18 protein-coding genes are annotated in these 20,305 nt (G+C 71.9%); 7 read left to right on the top strand and 11 right to left on the bottom strand.

Features of this window, described 5'->3' with window-relative positions:
* Positions 1 to 19 precede the first annotated feature (19 nt).
* From ACFQ3T_RS07190 to ACFQ3T_RS07175, 4 genes are all read right to left on the bottom strand, one after another.
* Positions 20 to 1,225 (bottom strand): sensor histidine kinase, encoded by a 1,206-nt coding sequence (locus ACFQ3T_RS07190; protein WP_380721457.1) that lies wholly within the window; start codon positions 1,223 to 1,225, stop codon positions 20 to 22.
* 4 nt (positions 1,226 to 1,229) lie between these two features.
* Positions 1,230 to 1,955, bottom strand: coding sequence for an ABC transporter permease (locus tag ACFQ3T_RS07185; protein WP_380721455.1), 726 nt, complete (start codon positions 1,953 to 1,955; stop codon positions 1,230 to 1,232).
* Positions 1,956 to 1,959: 4 nt separating this feature from the next.
* Positions 1,960 to 2,868, bottom strand: coding sequence for an ABC transporter ATP-binding protein (locus ACFQ3T_RS07180; protein WP_380721452.1), 909 nt, complete (start codon positions 2,866 to 2,868; stop codon positions 1,960 to 1,962).
* Between the two features lie 113 nt (positions 2,869 to 2,981).
* Complete coding sequence (locus tag ACFQ3T_RS07175) at positions 2,982 to 3,563, bottom strand: TetR/AcrR family transcriptional regulator (protein WP_380721449.1); 582 nt, start codon at positions 3,561 to 3,563, stop codon at positions 2,982 to 2,984.
* An 82-nt stretch (positions 3,564 to 3,645) separates the two neighbouring features.
* Between ACFQ3T_RS07175 and ACFQ3T_RS07170 the strand changes: the two genes are divergently transcribed.
* Complete coding sequence (locus ACFQ3T_RS07170; RefSeq protein ID WP_380721446.1) at positions 3,646 to 3,960, top strand: antibiotic biosynthesis monooxygenase family protein; 315 nt, start codon at positions 3,646 to 3,648, stop codon at positions 3,958 to 3,960.
* Between the two features lie 28 nt (positions 3,961 to 3,988).
* Here ACFQ3T_RS07170 and ACFQ3T_RS07165 read toward each other — a convergent pair whose 3' ends face one another.
* On the bottom strand, positions 3,989 to 4,612 hold the full coding sequence (locus ACFQ3T_RS07165; RefSeq protein WP_380721443.1) for a DUF305 domain-containing protein: 624 nt from the start codon (positions 4,610 to 4,612) through the stop codon (positions 3,989 to 3,991).
* Between the two features lie 153 nt (positions 4,613 to 4,765).
* On the opposite strand from ACFQ3T_RS07165, the gene ACFQ3T_RS07160 reads away from it, so the two are divergent.
* The gene (locus ACFQ3T_RS07160; RefSeq protein WP_380721440.1) at positions 4,766 to 6,265 is read left to right on the top strand and encodes an LVIVD repeat-containing protein; all 1,500 of its coding nucleotides are present in this window, start codon (positions 4,766 to 4,768) and stop codon (positions 6,263 to 6,265) included.
* A gap of 143 nt (positions 6,266 to 6,408) precedes the next feature.
* On the top strand, positions 6,409 to 7,098 hold the full coding sequence (locus tag ACFQ3T_RS07155; RefSeq protein WP_380721438.1) for a hypothetical protein: 690 nt from the start codon (positions 6,409 to 6,411) through the stop codon (positions 7,096 to 7,098).
* 46 nt (positions 7,099 to 7,144) lie between these two features.
* On the opposite strand, the gene ACFQ3T_RS07150 is transcribed toward ACFQ3T_RS07155, so the two are convergent.
* From ACFQ3T_RS07150 to ACFQ3T_RS07135, 4 genes are read right to left on the bottom strand one after another with little or no spacing between them, the layout of a single operon-like run.
* Positions 7,145 to 8,188, bottom strand: coding sequence for an ABC transporter ATP-binding protein (locus ACFQ3T_RS07150; protein ID WP_380721435.1), 1,044 nt, complete (start codon positions 8,186 to 8,188; stop codon positions 7,145 to 7,147).
* Position 8,189: 1 nt separating this feature from the next.
* Entirely contained in the window at positions 8,190 to 8,981 is a 792-nt protein-coding gene (locus ACFQ3T_RS07145) for an ABC transporter permease (protein WP_380721432.1), read from the bottom strand.
* Entirely contained in the window at positions 8,978 to 9,901 is a 924-nt protein-coding gene (locus tag ACFQ3T_RS07140; protein ID WP_380721429.1) for an ABC transporter permease, read from the bottom strand. The genes ACFQ3T_RS07145 and ACFQ3T_RS07140 overlap by 4 nt, the downstream gene beginning before the upstream one ends.
* 3 nt (positions 9,902 to 9,904) lie before the next feature.
* Positions 9,905 to 11,035 carry an ABC transporter substrate-binding protein gene (locus ACFQ3T_RS07135; protein WP_380721426.1) on the bottom strand — a complete coding sequence of 377 codons (1,131 nt, stop codon included), beginning with the start codon at positions 11,033 to 11,035 and terminating at the stop codon, positions 9,905 to 9,907.
* A gap of 473 nt (positions 11,036 to 11,508) precedes the next feature.
* On the opposite strand from ACFQ3T_RS07135, the gene ACFQ3T_RS07130 reads away from it, so the two are divergent.
* From ACFQ3T_RS07130 to ACFQ3T_RS07120, 3 genes are all read left to right on the top strand, one after another.
* A complete protein-coding gene (locus ACFQ3T_RS07130; protein ID WP_380721423.1) occupies positions 11,509 to 13,731 on the top strand; it encodes a Vgb family protein in 2,223 nt (740 codons plus the stop codon).
* A 153-nt stretch (positions 13,732 to 13,884) separates the two neighbouring features.
* Entirely contained in the window at positions 13,885 to 14,289 is a 405-nt protein-coding gene (locus tag ACFQ3T_RS07125) for a hypothetical protein (RefSeq protein WP_380721421.1), read from the top strand.
* A complete protein-coding gene (locus ACFQ3T_RS07120; RefSeq protein ID WP_380721418.1) occupies positions 14,276 to 14,785 on the top strand; it encodes a DUF3995 domain-containing protein in 510 nt (169 codons plus the stop codon). Before ACFQ3T_RS07125 ends, ACFQ3T_RS07120 begins: the two co-directional genes overlap by 14 nt.
* Positions 14,786 to 14,795: 10 nt before the next feature.
* Here the strand turns inward: ACFQ3T_RS07120 and ACFQ3T_RS07115 are convergent, their stop codons facing one another.
* Together ACFQ3T_RS07115 and ACFQ3T_RS07110 are read right to left on the bottom strand one after the other, a co-directional pair.
* A complete protein-coding gene (locus ACFQ3T_RS07115) occupies positions 14,796 to 17,285 on the bottom strand; it encodes a polynucleotide kinase-phosphatase (protein ID WP_380721415.1) in 2,490 nt (829 codons plus the stop codon).
* Entirely contained in the window at positions 17,285 to 18,643 is a 1,359-nt protein-coding gene (locus tag ACFQ3T_RS07110; protein WP_380721412.1) for a 3' terminal RNA ribose 2'-O-methyltransferase Hen1, read from the bottom strand. The genes ACFQ3T_RS07115 and ACFQ3T_RS07110 overlap by 1 nt, the downstream gene beginning before the upstream one ends.
* A gap of 751 nt (positions 18,644 to 19,394) precedes the next feature.
* Here ACFQ3T_RS07110 and ACFQ3T_RS07105 point away from each other — a divergent pair.
* Positions 19,395 to 20,305 (top strand): acyl-CoA dehydrogenase family protein (locus tag ACFQ3T_RS07105; RefSeq protein WP_380721409.1); only part of this gene is annotated, 911 nt, incomplete at its 3' end.

Genomic DNA, 20,305 nt, shown 5'->3' with positions numbered 1-20,305 from the left:
GGTCCGCTCACCGGGCCGCTCACGGGGCCGCCTCCGCCGGGATCGCGGGCACCGACGCGGACACCGCCGTGCCGCCGCCCGGCTCCGACTCCACGACCAGCTCCCCCGCCAGCCGGGCCACCCGCTGCCGCATGCCGACCAGCCCGAACCCCGCCGTGCGCGTCCCCGGGTCGAACCCCGCGCCGTCGTCCCGCACGTCCAGCGTCACCACGTCCTCCATGTACGACAACGTCAACCCCACGCGCGACGCGCCCGCGTGCTTGGCCACATTGGACAACGCCTCCTGCGCGGCGCGCAGCAACGTCACCTCCACCTCGGGGTGCAGGGCGCGCGCCGCCCCCGTCGTGAAGACCGACGCGGCCACGCCGGTCTGGTCGGTCCACCCCGTGGCGACCTCCTCCAACGCGTCCGGGAGGTTGGCGTTCTCCAGCGCGGGCGGGCTGAGGGCGTGCACGGAACGGCGTGCCTCGGCGAGGTTCTCGCGGGCCAGCCGCAACGCCGTCTCCACGTGCCGGGGCGGGTTCTCGTCCACCTGGAGCTGCGTGATGATGCCGGTGAACCCCTGGGCGAGCGTGTCGTGGATCTCGCGGGCGAGGCGCTGCCGCTCGTCCAGCACGCCCGCTTCACGCGCCTGGATCAGCAGTTGGGCGTGCAAACCCACGTTCTCCTCCATCATCGCCGCCATCTCGGCGACCAGTTCCTTGCGCCGCCGCGACTGCTCGGCGGTGACGTGGCCGAGCATGGTGAACGTGCAGGCGATCACCACGATCACCGCCACGACGGCCAGGTAGACCGCGATCGGGCCGGGTCGGGCCGCCGGGAGCCCGCCGTGCATGGACGTCGCCGCCAGCACCGCGGTGGCCACCACGCCGGCGAACTTCCACCGCCCGGGCAGCACCTCGATGGCGTAGATGTACCCGGCGAAGGAGAAGAACCCGAACCACGGGTCGCGCAGCCCGAGCACCGCGTACGCGACCAGGACGCCGACGAAGAAGACCGCCATCAGGCCGGGCCGCGAGCGCCAGCCGGGGTGCAGGGTGTGCCACCACAGCATCCACAGGCACGTCGCCGCCGCGATGCCGGCGTTCACCACCGTCGCGGGCCACGCCGCCGGCCCGATGGCCACGTACAGGGCGGTCGACAGGAGGAGCACGAAGTAGGGGATGGCGTGGCCGACGGCGTTCAGCCGCCGTTCCCACCGGTCCAGCGCGTCCGTCACGCCCATCCCCCTACTCCCAGCGGAACGACTTCGCCGCGACGGTACCCGCCACGACCGTGACCAGGGCCAGCACGGCGAGCTGCACCGGGTCGGGTGCGACGCCCAGCCACGACTCCTGCAACGCGCCGACGCCCGGCGGCAGGAACTCGCCGACGCGGACCAGGAACTCCGGCATCAGGAACCGGGGCAGGTACGCGCCGCCGAAGAACATGACCAGCATGAACACCACGCCCGCCCAGCCCCCGGCCGACCGCGCCGTCGGCGCCCACGCCGCCACGAGCAGCCCGAGGGCGGACAGCGACAGCATCCCCAGCACGAACGTCACCAGGAACCCGACGGGGTGGTGCGGCAGGTCGATGGCGAACACCAGCCGGCACACCGCCATCAGCAGCACGACCGAGATCACGCCCGCGACGACGTTGACGATCAGCTGGGCGACGAGCAACCGCGCCGGGTGGACCGGGGTGGTGGAGAAGCGGCGCAGCACGCCCTTCTCGCGGTAGGTGGCGACGGTGGCGGGCAGCTTGTTCAGCCCCAGGAACGCCAGCGCGATCACCACCAGCGTGGACACGTAGGAGTCGATGAACCTGAGGTCGCCGAAGTTGGGGTCCGGGGTGCGCAACGCGGGGATCGCGCCGAGCACCAGCAGCAGGGTGCTCGGGAACAGGATGGAGAACACCACCATGCTCGGCTCGCGCAGGAACAGCTTCCACTCGGTGGTGACGATCTTCAGCATGGTGCTACTCCGTGAGCGTGCGGCCGGTGAGGTGGATGAAGGCGTCGTCCAGCCCGGCCTGCTCGACGCGCAGGTCGGCGGCGACGACCTGGTTGCGGGCGAGCACGGACGTGACGGCGTGCAGCAGGTTGCCGGAGCCGGTGACGACGAGCTGCGGCCCGCGCGCCTCGACCCGGGAGACCTCGGGCAGGGCTTCGAGGAGCGCGACGTCCAGCGGCGTGGCCGGCCGGAACCGGACGCGCTGCTCGCCGTCCACCCGGGCCACGAGCCCCGCCGGGGTGTCGACGGCGACGAGCCGGCCCGCGTCGATCACGGCGATCCGGTCGCAGAGCCGCTCGGCCTCTTCCATGAAGTGGGTGACGAGGACGACCGTGACGCCGGAGTCGCGGACCTGCTCGACCAGGCTCCACGTGTCGCGGCGGGCCTGCGGGTCGAGGCCCGTGGTCAGCTCGTCCAGCACCGCCACCCTGGGCTTGCCGACCAGCGCCAGCGCGATGGAGACGCGCTGCTTCTGCCCGCCGGAGAGCTTGCGGTACTCGGTCTTGACCCGGTCGGACAGACCGAGGCGGGCCAGCAGCTCGCGCCAGTCGGCCGGGTCGCGGTGGAACGAGGCGTAGAGGTCCAGCGCCTCGCCGACCCGGATGCGGTCGGGCAGCTCGCTCTGCTGCAGCTGCACGCCCAGGAGCGCGCGCAGCCGCGCCCTGTCCCGCCGCGGGTCGAGGCCGGCGACGCGGATCGTGCCGCCGTCCGGCGTGCGCAGGCCTTCGACGCACTCGACCGTCGTCGTCTTCCCGGCCCCGTTCGGGCCGAGGACCCCGAAGATCTCCCCCTCGTCGACGGTGAACGACACACCGTCCACCGCGACCTTCCGGTCGTACCTCTTGACGAGGTCGACCACCTCGATGATTGGCATGCCACCAGCGTCGTCGGGGCGGCGCCCCGACGGATCCCACGGCGGGCCACACCTCGCATCAACCGATCGGTTGATCTACCCGTAGACCACCCTGAAAACCGCCCCCGGGGACCTCAGGGGCGCAGGCCGTGCAGCACCTGGGCCACGAGCGCGGCGACCACGGACTCGTTGTGGTCGGCGGCGCCGGGGCGGAGGGTGCGTGCGGCGGCCTCGACCGCGCCGTGGATGAGGACGGCGCGCAGGGCGGGCGCGGGGACGCCGGCCTCCGCCAGGACGTCGACGAGCGGCGCGAGCAGCTTCTCGTGCTCGGCGCGGATGCGGGTCCGGGCGGCCTCGGGCAGCGCGTGCGCGGACAGCGCGACCACGGCGCCGTGGCTGCCGTCGGCGACGATCTCCAACTCGGTGCGGAGGTAGGCCTCGACCTTGGCCGGCACGCCGTCGACCGAGCGCACGGCCTCGTCCAGCTTGCGCGCCCACCCCGGCAGCTCGTCGGACACGATCGCCGCGACCAGCTCCTCGCGGGACCGGAAGTACTCGTACAGGCTCGGACGGGACAGGCCGACCCGGCGGGCCAGGGACGCGAGGGTCAGCGCGTCGGCGCCCTCGGCGGCCACGATGTCGCGGCCGGCGGCCAGCAGGTCGCGCAGCCGGTTCGCGCGGTGCTCCGCGAGGGTGTCGGCGCTGATCCTGGGCACGCCCGGATCGTAGCCCTTGCGTTACCGACGCGCCGTTGGAATAGTTCCCTACACAGCGTCGGGAACTCCCGGAGGTGCGGAGATGTTCATCGCGACCAACCGCCTGTTCGTGCCCGCCGACCGCGCCGACGAGTTCGAGGCGCGCTTCCGCGACAACATGCGCGCCTACCTGCCCGGCGTGCCCGGTCTGCGCCGCAGCACGCTGCTGCGCCCCACCCGCCCGGACCAGCCGTACGTGTCGATCAATGAATTCGAGAGCGAGGACGACTTCCGCGCGTGGGTGGCGTCGGACTCGTTCAAAGAAGCGCACAAGCGCAACGCGGGCATCGCGCGCCACGTCACCGGCAACGCCGTGGAAACCTTCCAGCCCTCGGAAGACCTCGTGCTCACGCCGTGATCACGGGAATGTGATCGGGAATTGACGATCAGGGGATCTTGATCGCCTTCATCCGCTCGATCTCGTCGGTCTGCGACGCGACCACGTCGTTGGCCATCTCCTCGACCCGCACGTCGGTGCCGGACGACAGCAGTTCGATCGCCATCTGCAACGCGCCCTCGTGGTGGGCGATCATCAACTGGAGGAAGAGCCGGTCGAAGTCCGCGCCGCGGGCCGCCGCCAGCGCCGCCAACTGCTCGTCGGAGGCCATGCCCGGCATGGACCCGTGGTCGACTTCCGGCAGGTCACCGCTGTGGCCGTGCTCCGGCGCGCGCTCGGCGTACTGCCGCTGCCACTGCTCCATCGCGCCGATCTCGGGGCCCTGGGTGTCGTGGATGCGCGACGCCAGGCCCTTCACGGTCTCGTTCTGCGCGCGTTCCGGCGCGAGCGCCGACATGTCCAACGCCTGCTTGTGGTGCACGATCATGCGGGCCACGTACTTCAGGTCCGCTTCGCTCGGCGCGACCCAGCGATCGGTGCCGAAATCGTCCGGGGACAACGTCTGCGCCTGCTCGCCGGGGCCTTGCGGCGCGATGATCGGCGGCTTGTCCTCCGTCTGGGACGTGCAGCCGGCCAACACCGCCAACACCACCGCGACGAACACGATCCGCATCCAGCTACCCCCTAGAACCTCCGGTCGGCCGTCAACGTACCCGTCCATTCCACGAGTCGGAAGCCCGGAAGATTCCCGACGATCGGGTCTGTCCTTAGCGTTGCGAACGGGCGATACTGCGGTCCCTGCACAGGGTTGGAAGGGGAACCTGAAGTGGAAGTACGCGATTCGAGCCGACGGCGCAGAACGCCGGTCGCGGTTCTGGGAGCGTTCGCGCTCGGCCTGTCCGTCCTCACCTGGGCTCCGCAGGCCACCGCCGCACCGGACGACGCCGACCTGGCCGGGCTGTCCGAGACCCAGCTGTCGAGCCAGGAGCAGTCGGCGACCGGGATTCCCGGCGTCGACGAGATCCGGCACAGCCGCAACGTCAAGCACCTCGCGAACCTGCCGAAGCCGGCGCCGTTCACGGAGTCGTCCACGTGGTCCGACCTGGCGTTCCAGGACGGGTACGCGTTCGACGGCAACTACGACGGCTTCGTGATCTACGACATCCGCCAACCGCACAAGCCCTCCATCGTCAGCACGGTGTGGTGCCCGGGCTCGCAGAACGACATCTCGGTCAAGGGAGACCTGCTCTTCCTGTCGACCGACTCGTCGCGCAGCGACAACTCGTGCGCCAGCACGCCGCTCCCCGCGACCAACAAGAACGCGTGGGAAGGCATCAAGATCTTCGACATCAGCGACAAGCGCAGCCCGCGCTACGTCGCCGCGGTCGAGACCAAGTGCGGCTCGCACACGCACACGTTGGTGCCCGACAAGCAGGGCAAGGACGTCTACCTGTACGTCTCGTCCTACGGCCCGAACGCGGCCTTCCCGGACTGCCAGCCGCCGCACGACCTGATCTCCATCGTCAAGGTGCCGCTGGCCGACCCGGCGTCGGCGTCGCTGCTCTCCGAGAACGTGCTGTTCCCGGACGGCGGCAACCCCGGCCGTGACGGCACGATCGAGACCGGCTACGTCCGCGCGACGTCCGGCTGCCACGACATCACCGTGTACCCGGCGAAGGACATCGCGGCCGGCGCCTGCATGGGTGACGGCGTGCTGTGGGACATCTCCGACCGGGAGAAGCCGCGCGAGCTGAGCCGCGTGCAGGACAACGTGAACTTCGCGTTCTGGCACTCGGCGACGTTCAACAACGAGGGCACCAAGGTCGTCTTCACCGACGAGCTCGGCGGCGGTGGCGCGGCCACCTGCAACGAGAAGATCGGCAAGACCCGCGGCGCCGACGGCATCTACGACATCACCGGCGACGGTGACGCCCGCGAGCTGGAGTTCCGCTCCTACTACAAGATCTCCCGGACCCAGGGTGACACCGAGAACTGCGTGGCGCACAACGGTTCGCTGATCCCGGTGCAGGGACGCGACATCATGGTGCAGGCGTGGTACCAGGGCGGCATCTCGATCTGGGACTTCACCGACTCCCGCAACCCCCAGGAGATCGGCTGGTTCGAGCGCGGCCCGCTGCCCGACGGCAAGGGCGGCGGCTCGTGGTCGGCGTACTACTACAACGGCTACATCTACTCGTCCGACATGGCGAAGGGCTTCGACGTCCTCGACATCCGCGACCCGCGGACCGCGACGGCCAAGGCCATCCGGGTCGGCGAGCTGAACGTGCAGACCCAGGGCGCCTACCGGGACCTGTTCCCGCGCTAGTCCGCCGGTCCGCACGGACCAGCCACACGTTCGGCCGGGAGGGCCCGTCGCACGCCAGCGGCGGGCCCTCCCGCACGCGTGGCGCCGAACACTGCATATTCGCCCTGCACCACCGAAATGTCGTACTCCGATGCTCCTTGGCGGTGAATTCGCGGGAGATCCGCCCGGCTCCGCGTACGATCGAGCCGATTCCTCTTCACGAATTCCTCGCGAGGAGCGTTCCCATGCCGGACATGACGCTCTACCGGGGTGAGCGCGACAATGTCTGGCCGGCTCCCGCCGTGCGCCTCATCTGGGGCGGCCTGACCATCCGCGACCCGTGGCCGGGCGCGCGCCTGTCCAACCAGACGGCCACCGGCGCGTGGTCCGCGCTGTCCCGCGCGATCGGCGCCTGCGGGGGTGACCTGGCCGAGTTCTCCCGCAGGCTGCGCGCCACGGGCGTCTCCTACGGCCTCACGTTCGCCCGCACGCCCACCGAGTCGGACTCCGACCACAACTACGTGGTGACCATCCACCACGCCCGCACGTTCCTCCTGCGCTACGGCGGCATCGGCGGCTGGACGTTGGGCGACGAAGTCCCGTGGGTGACCGATCCGACCCTCGCCGATCGCGATTATGTCGTGGTGAACGGACCGACCGTCGGCCGGTCGACGGTATTGGGTTACGGCCATGTCGCCGGAACTCCGGAAGTCACCCTGTTCACCGATGTGCCGACCGGTTGGGTCACTTCAGTGAACGGTCAGCCGATCGGCGCGCGCGGGGTGCGCGTGCTGACCGACTCGGCCCTGTCCGACGCCGAACGGCTCAGGTTGACGAAGCTCCGCCGACCCTAGCGCCGCGCTGGACCCAGAGGACCAGGGCCACCAGCGCGTGCGGGGATCATGCCGCCACGACCATGACCCTGCCCGCCGCGAAGTCGAGCGCGACCGCGGTGCCGGGCGGGAAGTCGCCCACCCGACCGGACGGCTGGTCCACCCGCACGAGCTGGTCGCCGCCGTCGAGCCGGACGGACAGCCTGGTCACGGGTCCGAGGAAGCTCTGCGTGAGCACGGTGCCGACGAGCGCGCCGTCCGGCCGGCCGGTGTGGGGGACGATGCCGATGTCCTCCGGCCGCACGATCACCTTGACGTCACCGGACAGCCCCGCCGCCGCGTCGGTGGCCAGCCGGTACGCGCCGAGCCGCACGCCTCCCGCCTCGGCGGTGCCGTGCACCGCGTTCGTCACGCCGACGAACTGCGCCACGAACGCCGACGCGGGCTCCCGGTACACGACGGCTGGGGTGTCGAGCTGCTCCAGCCTGCCCTCGGACATGACGCCGACCCGGTCGGACACGGCCAGCGCCTCCTCCTGGTCGTGCGTGACGAACAACGTGGTCATGCCCAGCTCGGTCTGGATGCGCCGGATCTCGTCGCGCAGCGCCACCCGAACCTTGGCGTCCAGCGCGGACAGCGGCTCGTCCAGCAGCAGCACGCGGGGCCGGATCGCCAGCGCGCGGGCCAACGCCACCCGTTGCTGCTGACCGCCCGACAGCTGGTGCGGGTACCTCTTGCCCAGGTGGGCCAGGCCGACCAGCTCCAGCAGGTCGGCGACCCGCGCGGCACGGTCCGGGGCCTTGCGCAGCCGCAGGCCGAACGCCACGTTCTGGCTCGCCGTCAGGTTCGGGAACAGGCTGTAGGCCTGGAACACCATGCCCATGTCGCGCTTGTTCGCGGGCACGCCGGTGAGGTCGCGCCCGGACACCCGGACGGACCCGGCGTCGGCCGTCTCGAAGCCCGCCACGATCCGCAACGCGGTCGTCTTGCCGCAGCCGCTCGGCCCGAGCAGGCTGACCAGCTCGCCCTCGGCCAGTTCCAGGTCCAGCCCGGCGAGCGCGGTCTGCCCGCCGAACGACTTGCGCAGCCCGTCCAGTCGCAGGTACGTCATGTCAGCCTTCCTCGACGGCCGCGTCGCGCCGCCGACCGCCGATGAACGAGAGCAGGAACAGCAGCGCGAACGCGAACAGCAGGCTCAGCAGCGACACCGCGATCGACACGCCCGCGTCGCGCTTGCCGAGCAGGTTCACGCGCACCTGCACCGTGTCGAAGTTCAGCAGCGACGCGATGGTGAACTCGCCCAGCACCAACGCCACCGACAGCAGGGACGCGCCGATCAGCGCGGTGCGGATGTTGGGCACCACGATCCGCAGCAGCACCGTGCCCCAGGACGCGCCGAGCCCGCGGGCCGCCTCCGCCAACGTCCTCAGGTCGATGGCCGACAGGCCCGCGTCGATCGCCCGGTACGCGAACGGCAGCACCAGCACCGCGTAGGCGAACGTCAGCGTCAACGGCGAGTCGCCGAGGAAGTAGTTCACCCACGCGTACAGCGGCGCCATGCCGACGACCAGCACGATGGCCGGGATGGCGGCGGGCAGCAGGCACAGGAACTCCACCAGCCGGCGCAGCCGGGGCAGCCGCAGCCGAATCCACGTCATGGTCGGCACCAGCAGTGCGAGCACGACGAGCGAACTCGTCACGGCGAGCTGCACGGACACCAGGATCGCCTCGACCAGGTCCGGGTCGTCCACGATCCCCGTCCACGACGCGAGGCTGCGCGTGCCGCCCGGCCCGCGGGTCGAGAACTCCGCCATCGCGACCAGCGGCAGCAGGAAGAAGACGCCGAGCACGGTCAGGATCACGGCGCGCGCGACACGGCGTCCGACGGATCCGGGCCCGGTCACCGCTGCCACCTCGCGACCCGCCGCTGCAACAAGGCGTACAGGCCCATCGCGACCCCGACGACCACGACCATGCCGAGGCCGAGCGCCTTGCCCAGGTTCTCCTGACCCAGCAGCACCTCGCCGGTCAGGAAGCCGCGGATCTGCAGCGGCACGATGGGGCTGCCCTGCGACACCAGCGCCGCCGCCGTGGCGTAGGCGGAGAACGCGTTGGCGAACAGCAGCAGCACCGCGCCGAGGAACGCGGGCAGCAGGATCGGGCCGCCGACGTGCCGCCAGTACGTCCACGACGACCCGCCCAGGCCGTCCACCGCCTCCCTCCACTGTGGACGGAGACCGTCCAGCGCGGGCAGGAACACGATGACCATCAGCGGGATCTGGAAGAACGTGTACACCAAGGTCAGGCCGGGCAGCTCGAACAGCCAGGCCCCCGTGGCGAACAGGTCGACGCCGAACCCGTCCCGGAGGAACCGCGTGACGAACCCCTGGAAGCCGACCGTGGCCAGGAACGCGAACGCCAGCGGCACCCCGCCGAACTGCGCCAGCACGCCCGAACCCGCCACCACCACGCGGCGCAGCAGCCCGTCCGGCTTGCCCGTCACCACCGCCCACGACAGCAGGGCGCCGAACACCGCGCCCAGCAGCGCCGTGATCAGCGACAGCTCGACGCTGCGCGCGAACGCCTGGAGGTACACGCCCCCGACCAGGCCAGCGAGGTTGTCCAGCGTGAACGCGCCGTCCCCGTCCTGGAACGCCCCGGCGAGCACCAGCACCGTCGGGTACAGCAGGAAGGTGCCGACGTAGGCCAGGAACGGCACCACGGCGAGCCACGCCGGGAACGACGTCGAGGACGGGCCGCGGTCGGCCCCCTTGCGGCGGCCGGACGGCGCGTCCGGCGCCCCGGTGGTGACGGGTGCGACCACCGGTCAGCCCACCGCCTGCGCCCACGTCGCGGACAGCGCCTGCTTGGCCTTGTCGGACTGCTCCTGGGTCAGGAACACCTGCTCGCCGCCGGTCTTCGGCAGCTTCGCCGCCGCCTCCGCGTCGACCTTGCCGGACTTGGTCATCGCGTCCAGCCGCACCGGCCGCGACAGGCCCTTCAGGTAGATGTTCTGGCCCTTGTCGGAGTACAGGAACTCCTGCCACAGGCGCGCGGCGGCCGGGTGCGGCGCGTCCTTGTTCACGGCCTGGTTGTAGTACGCGCCGACCTGCGCGCCCGACGGGACCACGACCTTCCAGTCCACCTTGCCCGCGAGCTTCGCGGTCTGCGCCGCGTTGGTGTAGTCCCAGTCGATGACGACGGGCGTCTGGCCGGACTCGATGGTCGCGGGCGACGGGTCGACCGGCAGGAAGTTGCCCGCGGCCTTGAGCTGCTTGAAGAACTCCACGCCGGGCGCGATGTCGTCGGCGGAGCCGCCGTTGCCGAGCGAGGCCATCACGACTCCGGAGAACGCGGCCCCGGCCTGCGTCGGGTCGCCGTTGAGCGCGACCTTGCCCTGGTACTCGGGCTTGAGCAGGTCCTTGACCGACGTCGGCGCGGGCACCTTGGCGGCGTCGTAGCCGATGGACATGAAGCCGCCGTAGTCGCCGTAGTAGAGCCCGGACGGCTCTTTCAGCTCGTCGGGGATGTCCGCCCACGTCTGCACCTGGTACGGCGCGAAGACGTCCTTGTTGGCGAGCGCCACGTTCAGGCCGAGGTCGAAGACGTCGGGCGCGCGGTCGCCGCCCTTGAGCTGCTTGGCCGCGTTGATCTCGTCCTGGCTCGACGCGTCGGGCTGCGCGGAGTCGACCTCGATGCCGTACTCCGCCTCGAACGCCTTGATCATCTCGCCGTAGTTGGCCCAGTCGGGCGGCAACGCGATGACGTTGAGCCTGCCCTCCGCCTTGGCCGCCTCGACGAGCTTGTCCATCCCGCCGAAGTCGGCGGCGGACTTCGCGGAGGCGGCGGGGGTTCCGCTCGCGGCGCCGTCCTTGGGCGGTGGCGTGCCGCAGGCCGCGACCAGCGCCAGCGCGGTGACGCCGACGCCGACCGTGCGCAGGACTCGGGTGTGGTTCACGGGGAAACCTTCCTCGGTGACCGGGCAATTCACGGGAGATCGGGAACCGGTGGGCCCAGCGGAGGATTCGGGACGTCGCTCGGGCTTGTCAAGGCAGTCGCCCGGACTGAGACCTGGCCGACGGCGTGGACGAATTCCCGGTGGTGCGGCGGTGTCCGGGCGGTTAACGATCACAGCGACCGGATCGGCCCGGATCGGCCCAGCATGCGGGGCCGAACGACCTACCCGGCAACATCAACGCTCACCGTCCGGATTGAGCCGGTGGGCCGATGGAGCGGGATTCGTTCGGAAACGAATGAATCCCGGACCCGATTTCTGCCGATTCGACAACACGCATTTCCGGGGTCGGGTAACGCGTTCCGAGCCGTCCTCGACATGTGGTTGTCACGTGACGCTGGTGCCCGGAATTCCGCTCCCGAACGGTCCCCACCCAGAAGGGCAGATCCATGCGTCACACCCGAAGATGCGTCGCGGTGGCCGCCGTCGGCGTGCTCCTCCTCCCCCTCGGGACCCCCGGAGCCGCGTCGGCCGCCCCGGTCGCCGGCGAGGACGTGCTCTACACCGTGGACGCGGACTTCGACCAGGGCGTGCTCCAGGACGTCAACCACGACGCGCCGAACAACGACCAGTTGCAGCTCGACCGCCGCAGCGCGTTCTTCCCGTTCGTCAACGTGGCCGCGTCCGCCCGCGGCACGATGGTGCGCATCGACGTGAACACCGGCGTGATCGTCGGCGAGTGGCTGTCCGCGCCGGACGGGCGCGGGCGCAACCCGTCCCGCACCACCGTCGACAAGCTCGGCAACACCTGGCTGTCCAACCGGAACGAGGCGGCGGGCGGCCAGGGCTCGGTCACCCGGGTCGGCGTGATCCTCGGCGGCACCAGGACGAACGCCGACGGCACGGCCAACCCGACGGGCGACTACCTGAAGGGCCCGTTCGCCTACAACACCTGCGACGACCGCGACGCCGACGGCCTGTACGCCACCTCGCGCGGTCTGGGCGACATCCGGCCGTGGACCAACGCGGGCGGCGCGGACGACGGCGGCGGCGTCACCACCGCGGCCGACGAGTGCCTGATCACCTACAGCCGGGTCGCCGGCACGAACACCCGCACGGTCGCCGTGGACGCCAACAACGACCTGTGGACCGGCGGCTCCAACACCCAGCACCAGAAGATCTCCGGTGACGACGGCGCGCCACTGACCGCCCCGTTCAGCCTCGGCTGCGGCGGCTACGGCGGGCTGGTCGACCAGGCGGGCACGCTGTGGTCCGCCCGGTACGGCGCCAACCTGCTGCGCTACGAGCCCGGCTCCGGCGCGGGCACGTGCCTGGACACCACGCACGGCGACTACGGCCTGGGCATGGACCCGCGGACCGGCGAGATCTGGCACACCGGGGTCAACTCCGGCCGCACGGTCAAGCTGGACCCGGCGGGCAACGTCCTCGGCTCCTTCCCGCACGGCCACTCGCGGGCGCAGGGCGTCGCGGTCGACAACGAGGGCAACGTGTGGGTCGCCCACGCGCTCGACGTCGGCACGACGACCGTGGGCCACCTGCGCACCGACGGCACGTACGTCGGCAACGTGCAGCTGCCCGGCGGCGAAGGACCCACCGGGGTCGCCGTCGACTCCAACGGCAAGGTCTGGGTCACCAACATCCACACCAACAACGCCCAGCGCATCGACCCGGACGCCGGTCCGGTGGGCGGCGGCGGGTTCCCGGTCGGCGCGGTCGACCTGACCGTGGACCTCGGCGCGGGCGCCGGTCCGTACAACTACAGCGACATGACGGGGTCGGTGCTCGGCGAGATCACCGCGCCGATCGGCACCTGGTCCGTGGTGCAGGACGGCGGCGTCGCGGGGCAGACCTGGGGCACCGTCACGTGGAACACCGAGGCGCAGGGCAGCGTGCCGCCGGGCACGTCGATCACGGTGGAGGCGCGCACGTCCGACACCGAGGCCGGTCTGGCCGGCGAGACGTTCACGCCGGTGGCCAACGGGGTCGAGTTCGCCCGCGTCGGCCGGTACATCGAGGTGCGGGCGACGTTGACCGCGAGCCCGGCCGGCGACAGCCCGGTGCTGTCGGACCTGCGGATCACGACGTCCGAGCGGACCGGCGTGTTCTCCTGCCAGGCGACCGCGCTGAACCTGGCCGGGATCGTGGTGGCGCGGGCCAACCCGCCGGACGTGCCGTGCGTGGACGACAGCGCGACCGTGGCCAACGTGAACCTGTCGGCCGGCATCCTGACCGTGCGGGCCACCGCGTTGACCGCCCGGACCGACCAGACACCGGACGACCTGCTCGCCACGCCACCGGCTCCCGGTGACGGCGCGTCGTCCGTCGCCAGGGTCGAGCACACCCGCATCTCCAGCCTGCTGGTGACCATCGAGGTCGGTGTGATCGAGTCGAGCGCGTCGGTGACGTGCGACGCGGCGCTGAACCCGCACTTCACGGGCAAGTCGCGGATCGCGAGCCTGCGGATCAACGGGCTGGCGGTGGACGTGGGCAGCGCGCCGCTGACCATCCCGCTGGTGATCGGCACGTTGCAGCTCAACAGCACCACGACGACGTCGACCAGCGTGGTGCAGCGCGCGTTCGCGCTGGACACCCTGCTGACCGACGTGGTGCTGGGTGAGGCGAAGGCGAACGTGGAGGCGTTGCCGGGCGAGCCCGGCGGCAGCCCCTGCCGCGTCTGAGCGACCACCCCGTCGGCAGCCGCACCGCGCGTGGTGCGGCTGCCGACGGGATCGCCCTCGGCGTCCACAGCGGATTCTCAGCTCCCGCTCGGTAGCGTCCCGATCGTGGTCGATCCCGCTCGTCCCCGTCGCTGGCCCGCGTACGCTGTGGCGGTGCTGTTCCTCGGTTACGCGGCGGGCAAGGCGGTGTTCGCGGCGCAGTCCCGGCTCGGCTTCCCCGGCGGACCGCCCGTGACGGACGCCGAGGCCCGCGCCTACTTCCTCGACCCGGCCGTCGCGCAGTGGTTCGCCACCGCGACCGGCGTGGCGGGCGCGTGCGTCGCCCTCGCCACGGTCACCGCGCTGGGACGCCGGGTGCCGCGGACGGTGATGCTGGTGGTGTTGGGCGGGATGGCGGCGGCCGTCGGCGGCGGCGCGGGCATCATGGTGCTGGACGGTTTCTTCGACCTCGGCGTGGGCTGGCAGTGGCACCACGGCGTCCTCGGGCTCGTGGTGGGCGGGCTGGTCGTGGAGATGGTGCGGTCGTACATGGTGGTGACGCGACGTGCCGTCGGCTGACCGCGCGCGGTGGGGCGGGTACGGCGCGGCGGTGTGCGCCGCGGCCTACGGGTCGATGAAGCTCGCGCAGGCCCTGGGCGCCAACGCGTTGGCCGACAAGGACCCCCTGCCACCGCACCTGCGCGAGCGACTGCTCGCCCGCGACCCGTTCTTCGTGGCCGGCCACTGGGTGCTGGCCGGCGCCGCGGTGGTCGGCGTGATCGTCGCGCTGGCCACCGTGCGGCCGTGGGGAGCGGTCGTCCCGAGGCGACTGCTGCTCGTGATCGCGTGGACGCTCGGGACGTTCATGGTCGTCCGGTCGATCGGCGGGGTCGGGTTCGGTTTCGTCGGCGATGCGCTGGTGCTGACGGGTGTCCGCCGGCCACCCGCCGAGCACGCCGACCTGGCCCGCACCCTGGCGTGGTGGGACCTCCTGCTGTGGTCGCCGTTCTTCCTGGTGTGGGGGTTGTGCTGGGCAGCCGCCGGGTGGCGGCTCGGCAGGCTGCCCGGCAGGTGACGCCCGCGGGTCAGAGCCGGGGGTCGACCGGCTCCGACTCCAGCGCCAGCACGGCGAACACGCACTCGTGCACGCGCCACAGCGGCTCGTCGCGGGCGACGCGTTCCAACGCCTCCAGGCCCAGCGCGTACTCACGCAGCGCGAGCGACCGCTTGGCGCCGAGGCCGCGCTTGCGCAGGCGTTCGAGGTTCTCCGGCTCGGTGTAGTCCGGGCCGTAGATGATCCGCAGGTACTCGCGCCCACGCACCTTCACGCCCGGCTGCACGAGACCGCGCTCGCCGCGCACCAGGTTGGCCAGCGGCTTGACGACCATGCCCTCTCCGCCGGCCGCCGTCAGCTCCTCCCACCAGCGCACGCCCCGCGCGACCTGCTCGTCGTCGGTCGTGTCGACGACCAGGTGCCGGGTGCGGGTGAACAGGTCGCCCCGGAGCCTGCCCAGCACGTCGAGGTGCCAGAGGTGGTCGCGGTCGTGGAACGTCCGGCCGCGTGCCGCGAGGAGCTGGAACGGCGCGACGCTGACGCCCGCCAACCCGTCGGTCGGCCGGCAGTACCGCTGGTAGGCGTCCCGGTAGCCGGTGGCGTTGGCCAGCCTGCCCTCCGTCCGGCGCAGCAGGTCGGCGACGTCGATGCCCCGCTCGGCGGTCCGCGCGAGGACGTCGACCGCCGGGCCGAGCGCGCCCGCGGCGGCCGCGCCGACCGACGCGTACTGCTCCTTGATCAGCCCGGCCGCCTTGGCGTTCCACGGCAGCAGTTCGGTGTCGAGCAGCAGCCAGTCGGTATCGAGCTCGTCCCACAGACCGGCCCTCGTCACCTCCTCGCGCACGCGCGCCAGCAGCTCGTCGCCCAGCGGCGGGTCGAAGAACGCTCGCCCGGTCCGCGTGTGCACGACGCCACCGCCGTCCTTGCGCACCAGGACGACCGCCCGGGAGCCCATGTGCTTCTCCTCGCAGATCACCTCGCGCACGCCGGCGTTCCGGTACTCGGCGAAGGCGTCCTCGGGGTGCTCCAGCACGTCCGGACGCTGCGACGTCGCCGTGGGCGCCATCGTCGGCGGCAGGTACAGCAGCTCGTGCGGGTCGATCGCGAAGCGGCTCATGACCTCCAACGCGGACGCGGCCTGCTCCGGGCGCACCCCGATCCGGCCGCGGTGGGCCGTCTCGACGAACCGGCGACCCGTGACGTCGGACAGCGCCAGCACGTCCGGCTCGCGTTCCGCCTCGGGCACGACGAGCGGGCGCACCGGCTCGTACCAGACCTCGTGCGCCGCGACGGACACGACCTCGCGCTCCGGGTAGCGCAACGCGGTCAGCCTGCCGCCGAACACCACACCCGTGTCGAGGCACATGGTGTTGTTGACCCACTCGGCCTCCGGCGTCGGCGTGTGTCCGTAGAGGACGGTCGCCCGTCCCCGGTACTCGGTCGCCCACGGGTAGCGCACCGGCAGGCCGTACTCGTCGGTCTCGCCGGTGGTGTCGCCGTACAGGGCGAAGCTGCGCACCCGCCCGGACGCGCGGCCGTGGTACCGCTCGGGCAGGCCCGCGTGCGCGATCACCAGGTCGCCGCCGTCGAGGACGTAGTGCGCGATCAGACCGTCGCAGAACCGCACGACGCGCTCGCGGAACTCCTCCGGCTCGTTCGCCAGCTGCGCCAGCGACTCCGCCAGACCGTGCTTCAGCTGGACGTTCCGGCCGCGCAGCGCGCGCACGAGCTTCTGCTCGTGGTTGCCGCACACGGCGAGCGCGTGCCCCGCCTCCACCATGCCCATGACGAGGCGCAGCACGCCCGGCGTGTCCGGGCCGCGGTCCACCAGATCGCCGACGAACGCGGCACGCCGCCCCGGCGGCGGCACCGCGTCGACCGGACGTCCCTGGTCGTCGCGCACCAGCGCGTAGCCGAGTTCGACCAGCAGCTCCTCCAGCTCCGCACGGCACCCGTGCACGTCGCCGACCACGTCGAACGGGCCGGTCTCGTGGCGCAGGTCGTTGAGCAGCCTCTCCGGCACGATCACCGCCTCGTCCACTTCGGACTCGGCGCGCAGCACGTGCACCCGCTTGAAGCCCTCCTTGCCGAGGAACTTCAAGGACTTCCGCAGCGCGGCGCGGTGCCGGCGCACGACGTGCGGGCCGAAGTCGCGGTCCGGGCGGAGGGCGTTGCGCGCCAGGCACACCTCCTCGGGCACGTCGAGCACGATGGCGACCGGCAGCACGTTGTGCTCACGGGCCAGCTCGACCAGGTGCGCGCGGTCGGCCCGCTGCACGTTGGTCGCGTCGATCACCGTGGTGCGGCCGGCGTCGAGCCGCTTGCCCGCCACGAAGTGCAGCGCCTCGAACGCGGCCGCCGACGCGGACTGGTCGTTCTCGTCGTCGGCCACGAGACCGCGGAAGAAGTCGCTGGACAACACCTGCGTCGGTGCGAAGTGCCTGCGCGCGAACGTGGACTTGCCCGAGCCGGACGCGCCGACCAGCACCACCAGGCACAGGTCCGGGATCTTGAGTTTCATCAGTTGTCGTCCCCCAGGGTGAACACCGCGAGCTGGGTCGGCGCGCCGCGCTCGGCGTCGACCGGTCCGATGGGCAGGTGGCGCACCGCGTACCCGCGCCGGTCCGCGACGCCGGCCGCCCAGTCCCGGAACTCGGCGCGGGTCCACTCGAACCGGTGGTCCGAGTGCCGGTGCTGGCCCTCCGGCAACGTCTCGAACAGGGCGTTGTACTCGACGTTCGGCGTGGTGACGAGGACCGTGCGCGGGCGCGCGACGGTGAAAACCGAGTGCTCCAGCGCGGGCAGCCGGTCGGGGTCGAGGTGTTCCACGACCTCCATCAGCACGGCCGCGTCGTAGCCCTTCAGCTCCGGGTCGGCGTAGGTCAGCGACGACTGGCGCAACGTGAGGCGGGCCCGCTGCCGGTCGGACATCCTGGCCACGTTCAGCTTGCGCTCGGCGGTGGCCAGCGCCTTCGACGACACGTCCACGCCCTGCACGTGGGTGAACTCCGGCTGCTCCAAGAGCGCGCGCAGCAACGCGCCGCCACCGCAGCCGAGGTCGAGAACCGTGCGGGCGCCCGCCTGCCTGAGCTGGTCGAGGATCGCGTCCCGCCGCTGGACGGCCAGCGACACCCGGGGCTCGGTGAGCGCGTTGTCCAGCTCGTCCGGCTCGACCTCCTCGACGTCGGCCAGGCGCGACAGCGCGGACTGCACCAGCTGACGCCGGCGCATCAGGTACCGGGTGGTGATCAGCTCGCGGTCGGGGTGCGTGCCCAGCCACCCCTCCCCCGCGCGCAGCAGCTTCTCCACCTCGTCCTCCGCCACCCAGTAGTGCTTGTTGCCGTCGAGGACGGGCAGCAGCACGTAGAGGTGCTTCAGGGCGTCGGACAGCGTGAGGGTGCCCGTGAGCGTCACGTCGGCGTACCGCGAGTCCTCGCCGAAACCGTCGCCGAGCGGGATCGGCGTGATGGCCACCGTCCAGCCCAGTGGCGCGAAGAGGCGTTCCACCAGGCGGTGCGGCAGCACGGGCACGCGCACGGTCAGCGGGATCGGCGTGGCGGCGACGTCACGGCGGCTCTCGCTGCGGCCGTTCATAGCGGTGCGGAAGACGGAGCCGAGGGCGACGGTCAGCAGCGAGCCGGCGACGTACGGGCGGTCGTTGACGTACTGGGTCAGCGTGCTGCCGGGACCGCGCACCAGGGCGACCGGGTCGACCTCCAACAACAGCGCGACCGTGCACTCCTCTTCGTCCGCACGTGGGTAGAAGACGTGCGCGGTGCCCGAAGAGGTCGTGAACGACTGCGCCCGCTCCGGGTGCTTGTGGAGCAGGTGGCTGAGGTCGGTGGCCGGGCGGTGCGTCGTGGTCAGGGTGAGCAGCACCAGCGCAGTGTGGCCGACCGGCTTCCGCGACGCCCTCGAATTACGCCGGTTCCCGCGGCCGAGAGCCGCAAGCGGCCGTATGGCGGCTCGGGACCGCGGCAGACGTTCACCGGTCGGTCCCGGACACGACCGGCCCGGGAGGCTCACGTTTTCCTGTTTTTCACAGCGGAACATTCTTCTCCGCATTGACACCACAATGGGTGGACAATCACCTTCCACCATCACCGCGGACCCTCTCGCTCGAAAGGCGGTAGACCCGCGCTGGCGAATGCTCTAATGGCCCGCCATTCACGCCGTCCGACCGACGGAACCCCGAATGCCTACCAGCCGGTACGCGCAGGTTCGGGCCACCGCACCGCCCAAGCCCGCACGTCGCACCGTCCGCCGGAAATGCCGCGGCGCCCCACGCCGGTTCCGCCGGAGAAACTTCAAAGTAATTTGCAGACTTCTGACGTCCCTTGACGAAGCTCTGACACGGGCAATCTTGATGTCCGTCGCCACGGGGCAGAAAATAGTGGACGACGCCCGGGCCACGCCGCCATTTCGGCGCGGCCCGTCGCGTGCGTTCACGGAATTCGTCCTCGACCTCCGCGACAGGTGCCGGGAGAAGGAGTGACAGCACAGCAGCACCCGGGAATGCCGGCGGAGACGAGCCTGGAGGCCGCCGACGTCACCGAGACGTCCCCGCACCGCCGCGTGCCGGCGGCCTGAAGTCCGACCCCCGCGACGCGGGGGAAAGAGAGGGGATCCGATGGTGTTCACGCATGCCCCGACCGAGGTCGACGGCGCCGTGCCGTCGCCGACCGAACGGGCCCGAGACCTGGCCGACCGGCTGGTCCGGCCGACCGCGGCCGACCGCGACCGAGACCGCCGGTGGGACCCGGCCCTGGACGCCGACCTGGCCGCCGCCGGCGTGGCGGGACCGCTCGTGCCGCGAGAGCTGGGCGGCGGCGGCCTGACCGCGACCGAGACCGGCGAGTTGTTGGAGGCGCTGGGCGAGGACTCCCGCGATCCGGGCCTCGCGCTCGCGCTCGTCCTGCACGCGGTGCTCGCCACCGTGCCGCTGCGCGCGTTCGGGACCGCCGGGCAGCGCGAGCGCTACCTGCCCCGGATGGCCGCGGGCGAGTGGGTCGGCGCGGTGTCGTTGCACCAGACGCAGGGCGCGGCGCTCGCGCCCACCGTCACGGCCCGCGCCGGGCTGGGCGGCTGGGTGCTCAACGGCGAGGTGGACCTGGTCGCCGGAGCGCCGGTGGCCCACCACTTCCTGGTCGTGGCGGTGGACGCCGACGGCGGCCGCACGGCGTTCGTGGTGGACCGCGACACCGCCGGGCTGCGGGTCGACGACACCGCGGGCCCGGCGGCGATGGCCACCTGCCCGTGGGGCCGGCTGGTCCTCGACCACTGCCTGGTCGCGGACGACGCGGTGCTCGGCGCCGCCGGCTCCGCCTCCACCGAGGTGGAGCCGCTGCTGGCGACGTTGGACTGGGTCTTCACGAGCGCGCCCTGGGTGGGCGTCATGCGCGCGCTCACCCGGGACGCCGTCGAGGGCGTGCGCGAGCGCCGGCTCTTCGGCCGACCCGTGGCGCACGTGCAGTCCGCCCGGTTCGCGTTGGCGGACCTGGCCACGCGGTGCGAGCTGGCCGCGGGGCTGGTGCGCCGGGC

Source organism: Saccharothrix hoggarensis (assembly GCF_042678885.1).
Taxonomy (GTDB): Bacteria; Actinomycetota; Actinomycetes; order Mycobacteriales; family Pseudonocardiaceae; genus Actinosynnema; species Actinosynnema hoggarensis.
The sequence above is the reverse complement of the archived record's forward strand: the minus strand, read 5'-3'. Positions and strand labels throughout refer to the sequence as shown.